Genomic DNA, 15,283 nt, shown 5'->3' on the forward strand with positions numbered 1-15,283 from the left:
AGTGAGTAATAATGCCAGCATGAGATCGCTATGCAGTTTAAATGCGCTCGCTTACGCTTAGCTTACGAGTATAGCGATGCACCTTAGTACAGCTCAAGCTTCTCTTTGGGCGGGCAATGGTAACTGGCGCTCGTTGTATTATCAGGTTGAACAGATTCCAGATGAACATCGAATCCCCAAAGCGTGTGAATATGTTTTAACACCTCTTCAGTATCTTCGCCCAATGGCATGTTGTTATGCACGAAATGGCGGAGTGTTAGTGAGCGATTTCCTCTGATATCTACGTTATATACCTGTATGTTCGGCTCTCGGTTTCCGAGGTTGTATTGGGCGGATAGCTGTTCGCGGATTTGACGGTATCCCGGTTCATTATGAATGGCGGAAACGTGCAGTGTTGGTTTTTCTGAATCATCAATAATAGAGAATAGTCTGAGTTCCCGGATTAGGTGCGGAGACAGAAACTGCAGAATAAAGCTCTCATCTTTATAGTTACGCATGGCGTGATCGAGCGTTGTTTGCCAGTTACTGCCGGCAATGTCCGGAAACCATTCATAATCTTCAGGTGTCGGGTTCTCGCAGATGCGACGGATGTCCTGCATCATGTTATAGCCGAGCGTATAGGGATTAATACCAGAAAAAGACTTGCTATCAAAAGGTGGCTGATACACTACGCTACTATGGGAGTGCAAAAACTCCATCATGAAGCCGTCATTGACGAAACCTTCGTCATAGAGCTGATGCAGTAATGTGTAGTGCCAGAAGCAAGCCCAGCCTTCATTCATAACCTGAGTTTGTTTCTGGGGATAAAAATACTGTGCGATTTTGCGTACGATGCGAACAATTTCACGCTGCCACGACTCAAGCAGGGGAGCGTTTTTTTCAATAAAATAGAGAAGGTTTTCTTCAGGCTCTAAAGGGTATCGGGGTTGTTTTGACGAGTCGCTTCCTTCCTCTTTTTTCGGAATTGTATTCCACAATTGATTAATATGACGTTGATTGTATTCTTCACGCGCATTCAGGCGTTCTTTTTCTTCTGCGGCTGTTAAGGGTTTAGGGCGCAGATAGCGGTTCACGCCATAATTCATCAAAGCGTGACAAGCGTCGAGAATGGACTCCACTTCATCAATACCATGACGCTCTTCACACTGCGCGATAAAGCGCTTAGCAAAGACCAGGTAGTCTACAATCGCAGAGGCATCCGTCCAGGTTTGGAACAGGTAATTGCCTTTGAAAAATGAATTATGTCCGTAGCAGGCGTGGGCAATGACCAGTGCCTGCATGGTCATTGTGTTCTCTTCCATCAGGTACGCGATACATGGGTTAGAGTTAATGACTATTTCGTAGGCTAAACCCATTTGACCACGTTTATAACGCTGTTCTGTTTCTACAAACTGCTTACCATACGACCAGTGATGATAGTTCAGCGGCATACCAACCGAGGCATAAGCATCCATCATCTGCTCGGATGTGATTACCTCGATTTGGTTTGGGTAGGTATCCAGACCAAAATTAGCAGCGATACGCCCAATTTCACGATCATACTCTTCTATCAGTTCGAAGGTCCATTCTGCACCAGTAGATATTGGCTTATTGCTCATGCGGCCCCCTTGGTTTTACGCTCAAACAATCGGCGGAAAACAGGAAAGATGTCAGAAAGTTCTTCTATATGCTGCATTGCGAACTGTTCCGGGTGATTCTGATGTATCTGTTGATATTCATTCCAGAGGTTTTGCTGCGGCCCATTGGTAATTTCAACATAGGCGTAATACTGAACCAGAGGAAGGATCTTTTCAGTTAGCAGCTGGGTGCATCTTTGCGAGTCACCATCCCAGTTGTCGCCATCTGATGCCTGTGCCACGTAGATATTCCACTCATGGCGAGGGTAGCGTTGCTGCAGAATTTCAGCAGTAAGCTCCAGTGCGCTGGAGACAATAGTGCCACCGGTTTCACGTGAGTAGAAGAATTCCTCTTCATCGACCTCTTTCGCATGGGTGTGGTGGCGCACGAAGACAACTTCGATTTGCTTATAGTTACGAGTCAAAAACAGGTATAAAAGAATAAAGAAGCGCTTGGCTATCTCTTTAATCGATTGTGTCATTGAGCCTGACACATCCATGATGCAAAACATCACAGCTTTGCTCGAGGGTATCGGCGTTTTTACAATATTGTTGTAACGCAGGTCAAAGTCATCGATGAAGGGTATTCTTTTTTTATTGATATCCAGCGCTTTGATCTGTTCTTTCAGAGCATGTATCTTTTGATTGCGATCATCGCTGACCGGTTCCGTTTCGAGTGCCCATAATTGCTTTTTCAGCTCGCGTAACTCATCCCGATCAGAGCCGGAAAGCGCAATACGTCGGGCATGCGCTGCTCGCAACGAGCGAACAATATTCAGCTTGTCGGGCGAGCCCGCCTGAGTAAATCCTGCCCGGTGCGTCTCAAACTGAGTGGCATCCATGAGCTGCTTTTTGACCAGATAGGGCAGCTCTAAACCATCAAACATGAAATCCAGAAACTCTTCCTGGTTAATCGAAAAAGAAAAATCATCTTCCCCTTCACCTTGATTGCTGGCTTGTCCCTGACCTCCACCACCGCCGCCTCCTCCCTGGGGGCGTTGGAATTCATCGCCGGTGTTGAATTCTTTATTACCGGGATAAACACGTGTTTGTTTGCCACCTTTACCATGATGGAAAAGTGGTTCAGAGGTGCCTTTTCGTGGAATGGTGATCTGGCCTCCCCGATCCATATCCTGAATTGAGCGCTTTTTGATCGACTCTTCAACAGCTTCTTTGATCTGCTTTTTATATCGGCGCAAAAAGCGCTGCCGGTTGACAGCACTTTTTTTCTTGCTATTGAGACGGCGATCAATAATGTAACTCATGTTCCGTACTCCTTCTCTCGGCGAGAAACCGAACTATGTTACTGGGATTTTCTTACGCGTATATACCATTCAGATAACAGACGAACCTGTTTCTCTGTATAGCCACGTTCGGTCATCCGTTTTACAAACTCGCCATGCTTGTTCTGCTCATCAGACGATCCTTTCGCATTAAAAGAGATAACGGGGAGCAGGTCCTCAGTATTAGAGAACATTTTTTTCTCGATGACTGAGCGCATTTTTTCATAGCTAGACCAAGACGGATTCTTACCGTCGTTACTGGCGCGTGCACGCAGAACAAAGTTAACAATTTCATGACGGAAATCTTTAGGGTTACTGATGCCGGCAGGTTTCTCGATTTTTTCGAGTTCCTCGCTGATCGCTTGTCGGTTCAGAATGTCGCCTGTTTCCGGATCACGGTATTCCTGATCCTGGATCCAGAAATCGGCATAGGTTACATATCGATCAAAGATATTCTGACCGTACTCAGAATAAGATTCGAGGTAGGCGGTTTGAATCTCTTTACCCAGGAGTTCGATATATTTAGGGGCAATATATTCTTTAATAAAGCCGATATATTTTTCTTGAACCTCTGGCGCAAATTGTTGCTGTTCAATTTCTCGTTCCAGCACATACATCAGATGCACTGGGTTAGCAGCTACTTCAGACGAGTCAAAGTTGAAGACTTTTGACAGAATCTTGAAGGCAAAACGTGTCGATAGCCCTTTCATGCCTTCATCCACGCCAGCGAGGTCTTTATACTCTTGCATCGACTTGGCTTTAGGATCGGTGTCTTTCAGGTTTTCACCATTATAAACACGCATTTTTGAATAAAGATTAGAGTTTTCAGGCTCTTTAAGGCGCGACAGTACAGAAAACTGAGCCAGCATATTCAATGTGTCTGGTGCACAGGGTGCTGCGTGTAACGAACTATTTTCTAAAAGTTTTTCATAGATTTTTATCTCTTCTGAGATACGTGTGCAATAAGGCACTTTGACAATGTAAACACGGTCAATAAAGGCCTCATTGGTTTTATTGTTTTTAAATGTCTGCCACTCAGATTCGTTAGAATGGGCGAGAATAATACCGTCGTACGGGATAGCCCCCATTCCTTCGGTACTGTTGTAGTTACCTTCCTGAGTTGCCGTTAACAGAGGATGAAGCACCTTGATAGGCGCTTTAAACATCTCAACAAACTCCATGACCCCTTGGTTTGCATGACATAAAGCACCCGAAAAGCTGTAAGCATCAGGGTCGTGCTGTGGGAATTCTTCCAGCTTACGGATATCAACCTTACCGACAAGGCAGGAAATATCCTGGTTGTTTTCATCGCCCGGCTCGGTTTTAGCAATAGCAATCTGATTGAGGATGGAAGGGTAGAGCTTAACCACTTTAAATTTGGAAATATCACCACCGTACTCATGTAAGCGCTTTACTGCCCACGGTGACATGATACCTTTCAGGTAGCGGCGAGGAATATTGAACTCTTGCTCTAGAATTTCCGCATCTTCAGTAGGGTTGAATAATCCCAAAGGAGATTCAAACACCGGAGAGCCTTGAATGGCATAAAAGGGGATCTTTTCCATCAGGTATTTCAGGCGTTCGGCTAATGAGGATTTACCGCCACCCACCGGGCCTAACAGATAAAGAATCTGTTTGCGCTCTTCCAGTCCCTGTGCCGCATGGCGAAAGTAAGAGACGATATTTTCTATGGCATCTTCAGCACCATAAAACTCGTTAAACTCCGGATACAGCTTAACCACTTTGTTTGAAAAGATACGGCTCAGACGTGGATCTTTGGCAGTATCAATGAGTTCAGGCTCACCAATGGCTTTCAGCATACGTTCTGCTGCACTGGCATAAGCCATAGAATCTGTTTTACAGAGCTCGAGATAATCTGTCAGAGACATCTCTTCCTGTATCGTTGATGTGTAGCGCGTTTTGTAGTTCTCAAAGATACCCATCGCATTCACCCTTCTGTTTGCTGGCGAGCTAGTTAAGGCGCTGCAGAGAAAAGCTTTTTTGTAGCACCTGTTTTTTTGTCACGAATTTCATCACTATACTTTCAGTGTAGCTCACGCTGTATATATTTGTACTCGCTAATTTTTAGACATTTTACTTAAGCTATTGGTTTCAATTTAGTTTATTTATCTTCTAGTGAGCTGATAAATATTTTTAAAAAGCGCGCTGCCTCTCCTCCTGTTGCCACTCTGTGGTCAAAAGTCAATGAAATTGGTAGTACTTTACCGATGACTATTTTGCCTTTTTCAACCAAGGCTGCCTCGTGTATGGCACCGGCACCAATAATGGCGATTTGGGGGGGGACCACCACCGGTGTCGCATACCTCCCTGCCATGGTGCCAAAGTTGCTGAGCGTGATTGTAGCACCCTGCAATTCAGCTGCAGGAATGGTTCGGGCGGCTACATCACTGCGTAATTGATTCAGTCCGTCGCGAAGTTCAGCGTCTGAGCGCCCGGCAATATTTCTTAAAACGGGTACAAATAGCCCTTTTTCTGTATCAACAGCAACCCCAAGATCAATGTGCTTATGTTGGCGAAGCGTCAGTTGTTGGCCGTCAAACCAGCTATTGATAATAGGTTCGCTCTGGCATGCTGCTTTAATCGCCTGAATCAATCGCATGGTGATATCTGTTTTTTGCGGCCAGTGGCTGATATTTGCATCTTCAAACAGTGAGACGGGGACGATTTGAGCATGCGCCTGGCTCATATTAATCGCCATATGCTTACGTACGCCTTTTAGCCGTTCTGGTGCGCCAAATTGGCGTTTGTAGCGGGCCGCCTGTTCAATATCGCCTACGCTGATTGAGCCTTGATGCCCTGTTCCTTTAATTGTATCAAGATCAATATCAAGACGGTTGGCAAGCGCCCTGCCTGCTGAACTGGTACGTTGCCGGCGGTGTGCTAACGAGCTGGGCGACGCGCCAATCATAAAATCATCTTCCTGGGAGGTGCTATCGGCTTTACTCAGCGAACCGACGACGGTGCCACTGTCCTCTTCTTCATCGGTAACAAATTCGACCAGCGGCTCTCCTGTGTGTACGGTGTCACCTTCAGCGCCGAATAAATGCGCAATGGTGCCGGTTTGAGGAGAGGGTACATCGATCACTGCTTTGGCTGTTTCAACAGACACCAGTAACTGATCTTCATCGACATGATCGCCTTCTTTGACGTGCCATTCCAGAATATCCGCTTCAGGCAGCCCTTCTCCAAGGTCCGGTAGTTTGAAATATTTCATAGCAGTACAACTCCTAATCAGAACCCTTTAGCTCAGCTTTCTATTTCATACGTTAGCTCAGCTTTTTAGATCAGCCCTGTTGCTCATTCCTTTAATTAAATTCCAGTGTACGTTTGACGGCGTCGACTATCTGATCCGTGTGTGGCATATACTGGTCTTCCAGTCGAAAATAGGGCATGACCGTATCGTAACCGCCGACACGTGCGATAGGTGCTCGTAAATCAAGTAACGCTTCCGTTGCCAGTATGCTGGCAATTTCTGAGCCAACTGAACACGTTATGGGAGCCTCATGAATGATCACGCAGCGACCGGTTTTTCCAACGGAGGCGAGTAGGGTTTCCCTGTCAATCGGGTTCAGAGTTGCTACATCAATCACTTCACATTGGATATCTTCATCAGCCAGTTGGCTGGCGGCTTCCAGTGTTTCCTTAATCATTGAACCCCAACTGATTAAACTGATGTCGCTGCCTTCACGTAATGTAAAACAGGTATCCAGGGGGAGTGCTTTGCCATTATCCTCAACGTGCTGATTCTGACTGCGGTAAATGCGTTTAGGTTCCAGAAAGATAACCGGGTCAGGGTTTTGAATAGCGGCCAATAAAAGGCCATAAGCCCGTTGTGGAGAGGAAGGGGTAACGACTCGCAATCCGGGAATATGGGCAAATAATGCTTCAGTGCTTTCTGAATGATGCTCTGGTGCATGAATACCGCCACCATAGGGTGCACGAATCACTAACGGGCAGCTTAGGCGGCCACGGGTTCGGTTACGCATTCGCGCGGCATGGCAGACAATTTGTTCCATAGCAGGGAAGATAAACCCCATAAACTGGATTTCAGCAACGGGCTTTAAGCCTTGCACGGCCATGCCTACGGTTAAACCGGCAATCATATTTTCGGCTAAAGGCGTGTCCATAACCCGCTTTATGCCAAAGGCTTCCTTGAGGCCAACGGTGGCACGGAAAACCCCGCCATTAGTCGCTACGTCTTCACCGAGCAGGATCACATCTGCATCGTCTTGCATGGCACGATGTAACGCCAGATTAATGGCCTCAACCATACAGATAGCTTCTTCGCTTTTCATGATTGTGCCTCCTTGTGATTCTGCTGCTGCCCTTGGTTTTGACTGCGTGAGACGGCTATATCCCGTTGTTTAGACAGCTGCGCCGGGAGGTCGGCATAAAGGTAATCGAATATGCTGCTGACCGGCTGGGGAGGTGTCTCCAAATACTCATCGACGGCTTCCTGTATCTGTTGAGTCGCTTGTTGAAGCCATTCGGTTTCATTGTTTTCCTGCCACCAGCCTTGCGCATGAAGATAGTCACGCAAACGCTTGATGGGTTCTTTTTCCCAACCGCTTTTTAACGCTTCAGGAGGGCGATAGCGGGTCGCGTCGTCTGCAGTCGTATGGTCAGATAATCGATAACTAACCGCTTCAATTACGGTCGGCCCTTTGCCATCCCGTGCGCGTTGTAATGCCTGCTCAACACTTTGATGCAGGGCAACAACATCATTACCATCCACCTGTTCGCCACGGATACCGGCACCCAGTGCTTTTTGTGCAAGTGTGGGGGCGATAGATTGCAATGATCGGGGTACCGAAATAGCCCATTGATTATTGTTGATAATGAAAACAACCGGTAGTTGCCAGACGCCGGCAACATTCAGTGCTTCCGGGAAATCGCCTTTTGAGGTTGCCCCGTCCCCCAGCATGCAGACGGTGGCGCGCTGTTGGTCGCGAATTTTGATCGCTGAGGCAATACCACAGGCATGTAAGCATTGCGTGGCGATTGGCACGCAATTAGGCAGATCCTCTGCTTGTGCTGCTGTACTGTTACCTCGTTCGTCACCGCCCCAGTAGAGCAAGATATCGGATAGCTTCATACCACGAATCATCTGCATTACATGGTTGCGGTAATAAGGAACAAGCACGTCTTCTTTTGACATCAATGAGGCGGTTACCACATCGATCGCTTCACAACCCGATGAAGAGGCATAGGTTCCTAACTGTCCGGTTCGCTGCAACGCGATCGCCTTATTGTCAAACTGACGGGCGATCACCATTAGTTTGTAGTACTCGATCAGCGTTTTATCTACCTGTGCCCATTCGGGTAGGGGGGTTATGACCTGACTATGTTCATTAATGAACTGAGAAAAAGTAATCTGGCCTTTATAGGAAATATTCATGAGATGATCCTCCTATCATCGCGTGAGTGAAATGCTGCTGCGCTGATGATAGATTCAGCTTGCTGATTGGCTAAAGCAAACGGGGGAATAGAGCTTGTTTGCGATGCACTGAAAAGCTGAGTTAATGTTTTCCCAATATTGGCGACCTGATGATGAATTGTCTGTGGGTCTTCCTTGGCATGTGCTAATGCGACAAAAATAAGACCGCCACTGTTAATGACATAATCAGGCACATAAAGAATCTGGCGTCTGTCCAGTGCATAACCATCTTCAGACGTGAGTAATTGATTGTTGGCTGAACCCGCTATAATCTGCGCTTTTATCTGCCCGATGGTATTTTTATTCAGCACACCGCCTAAACCACAGGGACAGAAAATATCGACATCGGTTGCGTATATATCATCCGGAGCGACCGCCTTAGCTTTGTATTCTTCAACGGCTGTTTTCATCAGCGACGTGTTGATATCGGTCACCGTCAGATGTGCTCCTTCCATCGATAAATGCGAAGCGACTGCCATACCCACATGCCCCAAACCCTGTATAGCAATACGAATACCTTCCAGGTTGTCTTTATCGAAAAGGTGTTTGACCGCTGATTTAATGCCTTCAATAACGCCGAGTGAGGTGTAAGTTGACGGATCACCTGCGGAGGAGGTGCACGACACCCACCGGGTTTTTTCAGCAATAGCATCCATATCCGTAGTGAGTGTGCCGCTGTCCATCGCGGTAATGTAGCGTCCTTGTAGCTGATCAATACACTCACCAAAAGCGAGCATCAGTGCGCGGCGATCAAAAGGTTTCCGAGGTTTAATAATGACGGACTTTCCGCCACCGTGAGGTAAGCCTGCTAAGGCCGCCTTGTAACTCATCCCTTTTGCTAGCCTGAGCGCGTCCTGAATGGCATCGTCGTGTGTGGTGTATTCAATAAAGCGACAACCGCCGATGGCCGCGCCCAGCGCGGTCGAATGAATCGCGATAATGGCTTGCAGACCCGTTGCCGCATCATGGAAAAGGTGTAGGTCTGAAGCGCCTTGGTATTCCATCTGGGTAAACATAACGGGATCCTCCGCTGCTGTTAACTGTGGAAACAAGCTTGTTTAATACAGCTGCATTTAATATTAGTTATATTCTGGATAACACAAATTAACAGAAAATTCCGCCAGTTTTTATGAGTGAAATATGACCGGAGAAATTTATTTTGCATTGCAGCAGAATATGAAAGCGTGCTTCAAACAGGTGCTTTATGCGTTATATCGGTAAGCGTTATGCTATTTTTGTGCATTGAAGCAAACAAAAAAATATTTAAAATAAACTCATTGTTAAGAAGGGTTGAGTATGCTTGTTGATAAAGTACAATTGACATAAATAAAATGTAAACAAGCTCCGTTTTACAGGGTATGAGTGCTACATTACATACTATAAATTTTTTTTCAGGCCTTAGTGGTTCGGGTTATTCATGCGCAAGCTTAAAACAGTTCTCTTTAGTGTATTGTTGAGCAGTTCTTTTTCACTCCATGCCGCATCAGATTATGGTATATCTGAGGGTAATGAAGAGCTGCTGTTAAAAGGCTTAGAGTCATTGGCGGCACAGCAATTTGATACAGCATTAACGCAATTCAAAGAACTAACACAGAAACGTCCGGATTTTCGTTTGGCTCAGTTGGTTTATGGTGATTTGCTGGTCGCACAAACTAACCCTTTGGGGCAGATTGGTAGTGAAACAAAACAACGCAGGAAAGAGATCGATGGTTTAATTGATGAGGCGCGTGCCAGAATCCTGATCAGTAAAGATAAGCCGGTGCCAGGTTATGTACCGCAAAGCCTGATCAAAATGAGTGATGACCAAAAATATGTCATTGTTGTTGATGCAAAGTTTTCTCGATTATTTGTGTTTGAAAATCGTAACGGGGTGCCCGTACTCATCAAAGATTTTTATGCATCCTATGGTCGTGGTGGTATAGAAAAGAGAAAACAAGGTGACCTGAAAACACCTTTAGGCGTGTACTTTGTGACGGATCGCTTTTTGGATGAGCGCCTCCCGGAGCGCTATGGTTCAGGCGCTTTGCCCATCAACTATCCTAATGTGTGGGATTCACGTAACGGCCATACCGGTAATGGTATATGGCTGCATGGTTCGCCAGTCGATACCTATAGCCGGCCACCTAAAGCCAGTGAGGGCTGTATTTCTCTGACTAATCCGGATTTTATTGATCTTGATAAGCTGGTGAATATTAAAAATACACCGGTGCTGATCGGCAGCAATATGAAATGGATCGATCAGCAGTCCTGGGTTGAGCAACAGAAAGAGATTGAGCAATATGTAGAAAAATGGCGTGTCGACTGGGAGAGCCAGGAGCACAGCCGCTATATTACAAATTATTCTAAGCAATATCGTGATGCTTCGCGAGACTTCAACTCCTTTTCCGAATACAAACAACGCGTCAATGCGAGTAAGCGCTTTATCAAAGTGGGTTTGAAAGATGTCAGTCTTTTCACATACCCGAATGATCCAAACTTGATGGTCGCCACCTTTAATCAGGATTACCAATCCGATAGCTATCAAGGTGAATCGATTAAACGCCAGTATTGGGTGAAAGAAGAGGGGCATTGGAGAATAGCTTATGAGGGCGACCCTTCCCGAGGAATCCCTTAAATATCTGCTCCTGATATCAAAACAGTTGTGTGCTAAGAGTTATTAATGACATCCGGACAGATATTCAGACACAACTCGCGCCTGAGCTCTCGCCTCAATCCTGGCCTAACCTCGCCATTACCTGAGAAAGATCTGCTCAGCGCCAACTGGTTACTGCAGGTGTTACCGGACTTTGGCATTGTGCAATTGGACGGAGGTCGGGCTGCTTCGATTGTTGCGCAATTTGAACAGCTTATTGATACCCCACTGCTTCGCTGGAACTCCACAGAACAGTTTTCAGATTATGCTCAGCTGTTGGCTGACGCGCTTGATTTTCCATCAGCTGAGTATGTTTATCTGCAGCACCGTCTCAGAGTGTGGGCCGAGCAGAGTGCTGTGCTGTGGATTCTGGTTGAAGGCGATAATATTCCAAATGAACAGCTCGTTGAGTTACTGCGTTTTCGTCCTTTATCGCGATCCGGACAGTTTGCTATTCGTATCTTATTGAAAGTTTCTGCTGACAAACAGCGTGACACATCTTTTGCACCGTTAGCGCAGGCTATTCACGAACGCGTTGGTGAGCCTCTGCCTGTTAAGCACAGATCGTATAATCCCGACAGGTTTAAGGTTTACGCTGCTTATCTTCTTATCTTGGTCTTATCTGCAGCCAGTATTACTACTACCTGGTATCTAACGTCACAAGAAAAATCAGCGTTGGCGAAAACAGAAGATGCTGATGACGTGTTGCCGCCCGTAATGTCTTCGAATCGCTCCCAGAGCCAATCCGTTGAGACGCCGCCGCTCCAGGCTCCGGCTGACATGGATACGCTGAAAGTGGCTGTAGTAAGCATAGATCCCCCAGAAATAGATACGCCACAAATAGATACGACAGAAACAGATGCACCAGAAACACAAAGACCAGATATTCAGATTGATTCTGTTTCGCAAAGTGAAATATCAGAAGTAATAGCATTAATCGAACGCTGGTCTGGCGCGTGGCAGCAGCAGAATATTGATGAGTATTTTTCCATGTATAGTTCTGGTTATTCTGCCGACAAAACTATGTCGTCAAACGAGTGGCGTTCATGGCGTACTGCCCGGTTGAAAAAACCGCTTTGGATCAGTATTGAAATAGGGCCGATGGCGGTTAAGCGTGGAGCAGAAGGCGAGTTACAAGGAGAGCTGACAGGCGAGTTAAAAGGAGAATTGAATAAAGAGTTACATGCAACTTTCTGGCAGTTGTATCGTTCCGCGGGTTATCAGGATGATACGTTAAAAACGCTGGTATTAAGAAAAGAAGCGGGTATCTGGAAAATAGCGGGCGAAATTAACCAAGAAGTTCGCCCGCTATCTCAGGAGTAGCTGATCAAAGAGAGCGTTCTTCTTTGATGCGCCATGCATTATTAATGCGAGTCAGCAAGATCTGCTTTTTTGAAGTGTCTTTAAATGTATTGGATTGGTAAGTTTGCTTAAAAGTCACTTTAGCCGTATCTGCATTGATAAGTGTGGTATTGATATTGCGAAGTTTCACTTTAATAAATGTTGGTTTGGTCAGGCGTTGCTGACGTTGAGCCTGCCATGCTCTATTAGACAAGCCGTTCAAGGGTTGGAAGTCAGGAATGTAGGCGTTCAAATAGCCTTCCACATTCTGGTTAGCCCAGGCCGAGGCCCAGTTGTTGACGTGGCTGACCGCTTCCTGAACCAATATTTTTGTATCTATCGGTGCTGCTTTCGGCGTGGGAGTTGATGCTTCAACAATCACAGCTTGTGTATTTTGAGGTTTGACTACCACGGGTTTTTCAACAGCTGGTGCTGTTGGTGTGGTGGCTTGCGCCATCGCTGTGACAGGCTGAATAGTGGATTTGGCGATAGTTGGTGCTTTTAGTGTTGTTGATGCTGCTGTAGCGGCGGCTAGTTGAGCGTCATCTGTAACAAGCACACTAGGCTGGTAATTTAAAACAGGCGCATTATTGTCAGAGGTGCGGCGTAACATCACCAGTTTTGGCGCATTTTTGTTTTCATTCAGGTCTAAGGCCCGGCTGTAAGCCTGTGATGCAACGGTCGCATACAGTTCACGAAGGTTCTGATGAACTTGTGCATAAGTCGGGTGAGTGCTGAAAGCTTTTAGCAGGGTTTCAATTGCACGCCCATAGTCCCCTTGTTCTGAGTAAAGAACAGCGAGATTATTGTACAGCTCCGGAGAGTTAGGGTAGCGGCCAATGGTGTTTTTCAGAAGTGCTTCGGCTTCATCAAATTGGCCCATATTATTCAGCACAAGGCTCTTGGTTAGTTTGCCTTCGAGGCTGTCGGGATTAGCGGCGAGAAAGCTGTTAACCGCAGACATGGCTGCACGATGATTGTTTTCACGCGACATTGTTTCAATGCGCATTAGTTCAGGATCGGTGGCTGATGGGTTTCTGACAGCAATACCTTGTGGGGTGACTGTCGCTGCCTGGCCTCCCTTTGTATCTGATGGGCTGTGCTCTTGTTGCAGCCACGCCTTAATTTCAGCGAGTTTACCTTCCATCCAAGCTTCATCAGTAGAAGGCAGCGCCTTCACATCAATCATTTTACGATCCGGAACCTGTTGGCTCTGTTCACACGTGTAGTCGGTACTGAATCCACCGTTTCGACAATACTCGGTACTTGATTCACGACCGTCTGCGCTGCAACCGCTGGTCACGGTAGCCGCAATAATTAGGGCAATAGGGGTACGTTTAATATCCATGAATCGCTGTCTTTGTCCGCTGATGTAATCGCTTACTTTATGTGTCATTGCCGAAGAATACAAATATCTGATTAATCGGATTAGGTCGATAATTATAGCCTGATTATTCTACTTTTGCGTAGCGTCCAAAAGTTTACCTGAATTTAAATAACTTTAAGTAAGTGTGGCTTAATAGATTGTAAACTTTAAAAAATAGCAGGGAGTAGTAAAAAGTGTAATAAGAAGCGCCATATAGAGCATAAAAAGCCACTCGAAAGTGGCCTTATAGGTGCTGATTATGACTGCTCTCTGGCAATTGCCCGATAGGCGATATCGGTTCTGAAATAGGCGTCCTTCCAGCTAACCTTTTCGAGTAACAGGTAAGCGCGTTGTTGAGCTTCCGTCACGCTGTTTCCCAGTGCGGTAATGCACAAAACACGTCCGCCTGCCGTGACTACTTTGCCATCAACTTCTTGAGTACCCGCGTGGAAGATCTTAGTGCCTTCAGGGGTGCTGTCAGGCAGGGAGATAATATCTCCTTTTTTGTAGTCACCCGGGTAACCGCCAGCGGCCATAACAACACCCACCGCCGATCTTGAGTCCCACTCTGCTGTGGTTGAGTCGAGCTTTTTAGCCAGCGCTGCCTGGCATAATTCAACGATGCTGCTTTTCAGGCGTAGCATGATAGGTTGTGTTTCGGGATCACCAAAGCGGCAATTGTATTCAATTACTTTAGGTGTGCCGTCTGCCATGATCATCAGGCCTGCATAGAGAAAGCCGGTGTATTCATTGCCTTCTGCTTTCATGCCATTAACCGTTGGCATGATCACTTCATCCATAATGCGCTGATGGATGGCGGGTGTTACCACAGGAGCAGGAGAGTAGGCACCCATGCCACCTGTGTTTGGCCCTGTGTCAGCATTGCCTGCGCGTTTATGATCCTGGCTGGTGGCCATGCTGAGCACGTTGTCGCCATCAACCATCACGATGAAAGAGGCTTCTTCACCATCGAGAAACTCTTCAATAACTACGCGGCTGCCGGCATCGCCAAAAACATTACCTGCCAGCATGTCGCGGATGGCTGATTCTGCTTCGTCCAGAGTCATGGCGACGATAACGCCTTTGCCTGCGGCTAATCCATCTGCTTTTATAACAATGGGGGCGCCTTTCTCACGTACATAGGCAAGGGCAGGCTCAATTTCAGTAAAGTTCTGATACCAGCCTGTCGGAATGTGTTGGCGTGCCAAGAAATCTTTGGTGAAAGCTTTAGAGCCTTCCAGTTGAGCTGCAGCGGCTGTCGGGCCGAAAATAGCCAGGCCTGCGTCACGAAAACTATCAACGACACCGGCAACTAACGGAGCTTCGGGGCCGACAATGGTCAGGTCAACCGCATTCTGCTGAGCAAACTCGATTAAGCCATTAATGTCCATAACATCAATCGCAACATTGCTCATTTTCTCTTCAAGAGCGGTGGCCGCATTACCGGGTGCAATAAAAACATCGCTCACACGGTTATCTTTTGCAGCGGACCAGGCTAATGCATGTTCACGACCGCCAGAACCAATAATCAACACTTTCATCTTTAATCTACTCTGTAAAATACAAATGCAGCCCGCAGGCTGCATT

11 protein-coding genes are annotated in these 15,283 nt (G+C 46.5%); 2 read left to right on the plus strand and 9 right to left on the minus strand.

The genetic code is table 11. The features are described from left to right. Window positions 1–83 precede the first annotated feature (83 nt). The 7 genes from BM099_RS11440 to BM099_RS11470 form a co-directional block, all read right to left on the minus strand. Window positions 84–1,598, minus strand: a complete 1,515-nt coding sequence (locus tag BM099_RS11440; RefSeq protein ID WP_090728214.1) for a SpoVR family protein — start codon at window positions 1,596–1,598, stop codon at window positions 84–86. After that, the gene (locus BM099_RS11445) at window positions 1,595–2,881 is read right to left on the minus strand and encodes a YeaH/YhbH family protein (RefSeq protein ID WP_090728216.1); all 1,287 of its coding nucleotides are present in this window, start codon (window positions 2,879–2,881) and stop codon (window positions 1,595–1,597) included. The genes BM099_RS11440 and BM099_RS11445 overlap by 4 nt, the downstream gene beginning before the upstream one ends. Before the next feature lie 38 nt (window positions 2,882–2,919). Continuing rightward, the gene (locus tag BM099_RS11450) at window positions 2,920–4,842 is read right to left on the minus strand and encodes a PrkA family serine protein kinase (RefSeq protein WP_090728218.1); all 1,923 of its coding nucleotides are present in this window, start codon (window positions 4,840–4,842) and stop codon (window positions 2,920–2,922) included. Window positions 4,843–5,021: 179 nt separating this feature from the next. Then, window positions 5,022–6,134 carry a dihydrolipoamide acetyltransferase family protein gene (locus BM099_RS11455; protein ID WP_090728221.1) on the minus strand — a complete coding sequence of 371 codons (1,113 nt, stop codon included), beginning with the start codon at window positions 6,132–6,134 and terminating at the stop codon, window positions 5,022–5,024. Between the two features lie 91 nt (window positions 6,135–6,225). Then, on the minus strand, window positions 6,226–7,215 hold the full coding sequence (locus BM099_RS11460) for an alpha-ketoacid dehydrogenase subunit beta (protein WP_090728223.1): 990 nt from the start codon (window positions 7,213–7,215) through the stop codon (window positions 6,226–6,228). Continuing rightward, entirely contained in the window at window positions 7,212–8,318 is a 1,107-nt protein-coding gene (pdhA, locus tag BM099_RS11465; RefSeq protein WP_177201157.1) for a pyruvate dehydrogenase (acetyl-transferring) E1 component subunit alpha, read from the minus strand. The genes BM099_RS11460 and pdhA overlap by 4 nt, the downstream gene beginning before the upstream one ends. Beyond that, on the minus strand, window positions 8,315–9,373 hold the full coding sequence (locus BM099_RS11470; RefSeq protein WP_090728225.1) for a Leu/Phe/Val dehydrogenase: 1,059 nt from the start codon (window positions 9,371–9,373) through the stop codon (window positions 8,315–8,317). Before BM099_RS11470 ends, pdhA begins: the two co-directional genes overlap by 4 nt. A gap of 401 nt (window positions 9,374–9,774) precedes the next feature. On the opposite strand from BM099_RS11470, the gene BM099_RS11475 reads away from it, so the two are divergent. Both BM099_RS11475 and BM099_RS11480 read left to right on the plus strand, forming a co-directional pair. Beyond that, on the plus strand, window positions 9,775–10,971 hold the full coding sequence (locus tag BM099_RS11475) for a L,D-transpeptidase family protein (RefSeq protein ID WP_090728228.1): 1,197 nt from the start codon (window positions 9,775–9,777) through the stop codon (window positions 10,969–10,971). Between the two features lie 45 nt (window positions 10,972–11,016). Next, window positions 11,017–12,312: a L,D-transpeptidase Cds6 family protein gene (locus BM099_RS11480; protein ID WP_090728230.1), complete on the plus strand. Its 1,296-nt coding sequence runs from the start codon at window positions 11,017–11,019 to the stop codon at window positions 12,310–12,312. Window positions 12,313–12,316: 4 nt separating this feature from the next. On the opposite strand, the gene BM099_RS11485 is transcribed toward BM099_RS11480, so the two are convergent. Together BM099_RS11485 and purD are read right to left on the minus strand one after the other, a co-directional pair. Then, window positions 12,317–13,678: a tetratricopeptide repeat protein gene (locus tag BM099_RS11485; protein WP_177201158.1), complete on the minus strand. Its 1,362-nt coding sequence runs from the start codon at window positions 13,676–13,678 to the stop codon at window positions 12,317–12,319. A 275-nt stretch (window positions 13,679–13,953) separates the two neighbouring features. Beyond that, window positions 13,954–15,237 carry a phosphoribosylamine--glycine ligase gene (purD, locus tag BM099_RS11490; RefSeq protein ID WP_090728235.1) on the minus strand — a complete coding sequence of 428 codons (1,284 nt, stop codon included), beginning with the start codon at window positions 15,235–15,237 and terminating at the stop codon, window positions 13,954–13,956. Window positions 15,238–15,283: the final 46 nt, after the last annotated feature.

This window comes from Neptunomonas qingdaonensis, from assembly GCF_900113275.1.
Classification (GTDB): domain Bacteria; phylum Pseudomonadota; class Gammaproteobacteria; order Pseudomonadales; family Balneatricaceae; genus Neptunomonas; species Neptunomonas qingdaonensis.

What these genes read in the sequence shown, in the direction of transcription:
- BM099_RS11460 (WP_090728223.1), bottom strand. Translation starts at nt 7,215, where the DNA reads ATGAAAAGCGAAGAAGCTATCTGTATGGTTGAGGCCATTAATCTGGCG.
- BM099_RS11445 (WP_090728216.1), bottom strand. Translation starts at nt 2,881, where the DNA reads ATGAGTTACATTATTGATCGCCGTCTCAATAGCAAGAAAAAAAGTGCT.
- BM099_RS11450 (WP_090728218.1), bottom strand. Translation starts at nt 4,842, where the DNA reads ATGGGTATCTTTGAGAACTACAAAACGCGCTACACATCAACGATACAG.
- BM099_RS11475 (WP_090728228.1), top strand. Translation starts at nt 9,775, where the DNA reads ATGCGCAAGCTTAAAACAGTTCTCTTTAGTGTATTGTTGAGCAGTTCT.
- BM099_RS11470 (WP_090728225.1), bottom strand. Translation starts at nt 9,373, where the DNA reads ATGTTTACCCAGATGGAATACCAAGGCGCTTCAGACCTACACCTTTTC.
- BM099_RS11485 (WP_177201158.1), bottom strand. Translation starts at nt 13,678, where the DNA reads ATGGATATTAAACGTACCCCTATTGCCCTAATTATTGCGGCTACCGTG.
- BM099_RS11480 (WP_090728230.1), top strand. Translation starts at nt 11,017, where the DNA reads ATGACATCCGGACAGATATTCAGACACAACTCGCGCCTGAGCTCTCGC.
- purD (WP_090728235.1), bottom strand. Translation starts at nt 15,237, where the DNA reads ATGAAAGTGTTGATTATTGGTTCTGGCGGTCGTGAACATGCATTAGCC.
- pdhA (WP_177201157.1), bottom strand. Translation starts at nt 8,318, where the DNA reads ATGAATATTTCCTATAAAGGCCAGATTACTTTTTCTCAGTTCATTAAT.
- BM099_RS11440 (WP_090728214.1), bottom strand. Translation starts at nt 1,598, where the DNA reads ATGAGCAATAAGCCAATATCTACTGGTGCAGAATGGACCTTCGAACTG.
- BM099_RS11455 (WP_090728221.1), bottom strand. Translation starts at nt 6,134, where the DNA reads ATGAAATATTTCAAACTACCGGACCTTGGAGAAGGGCTGCCTGAAGCG.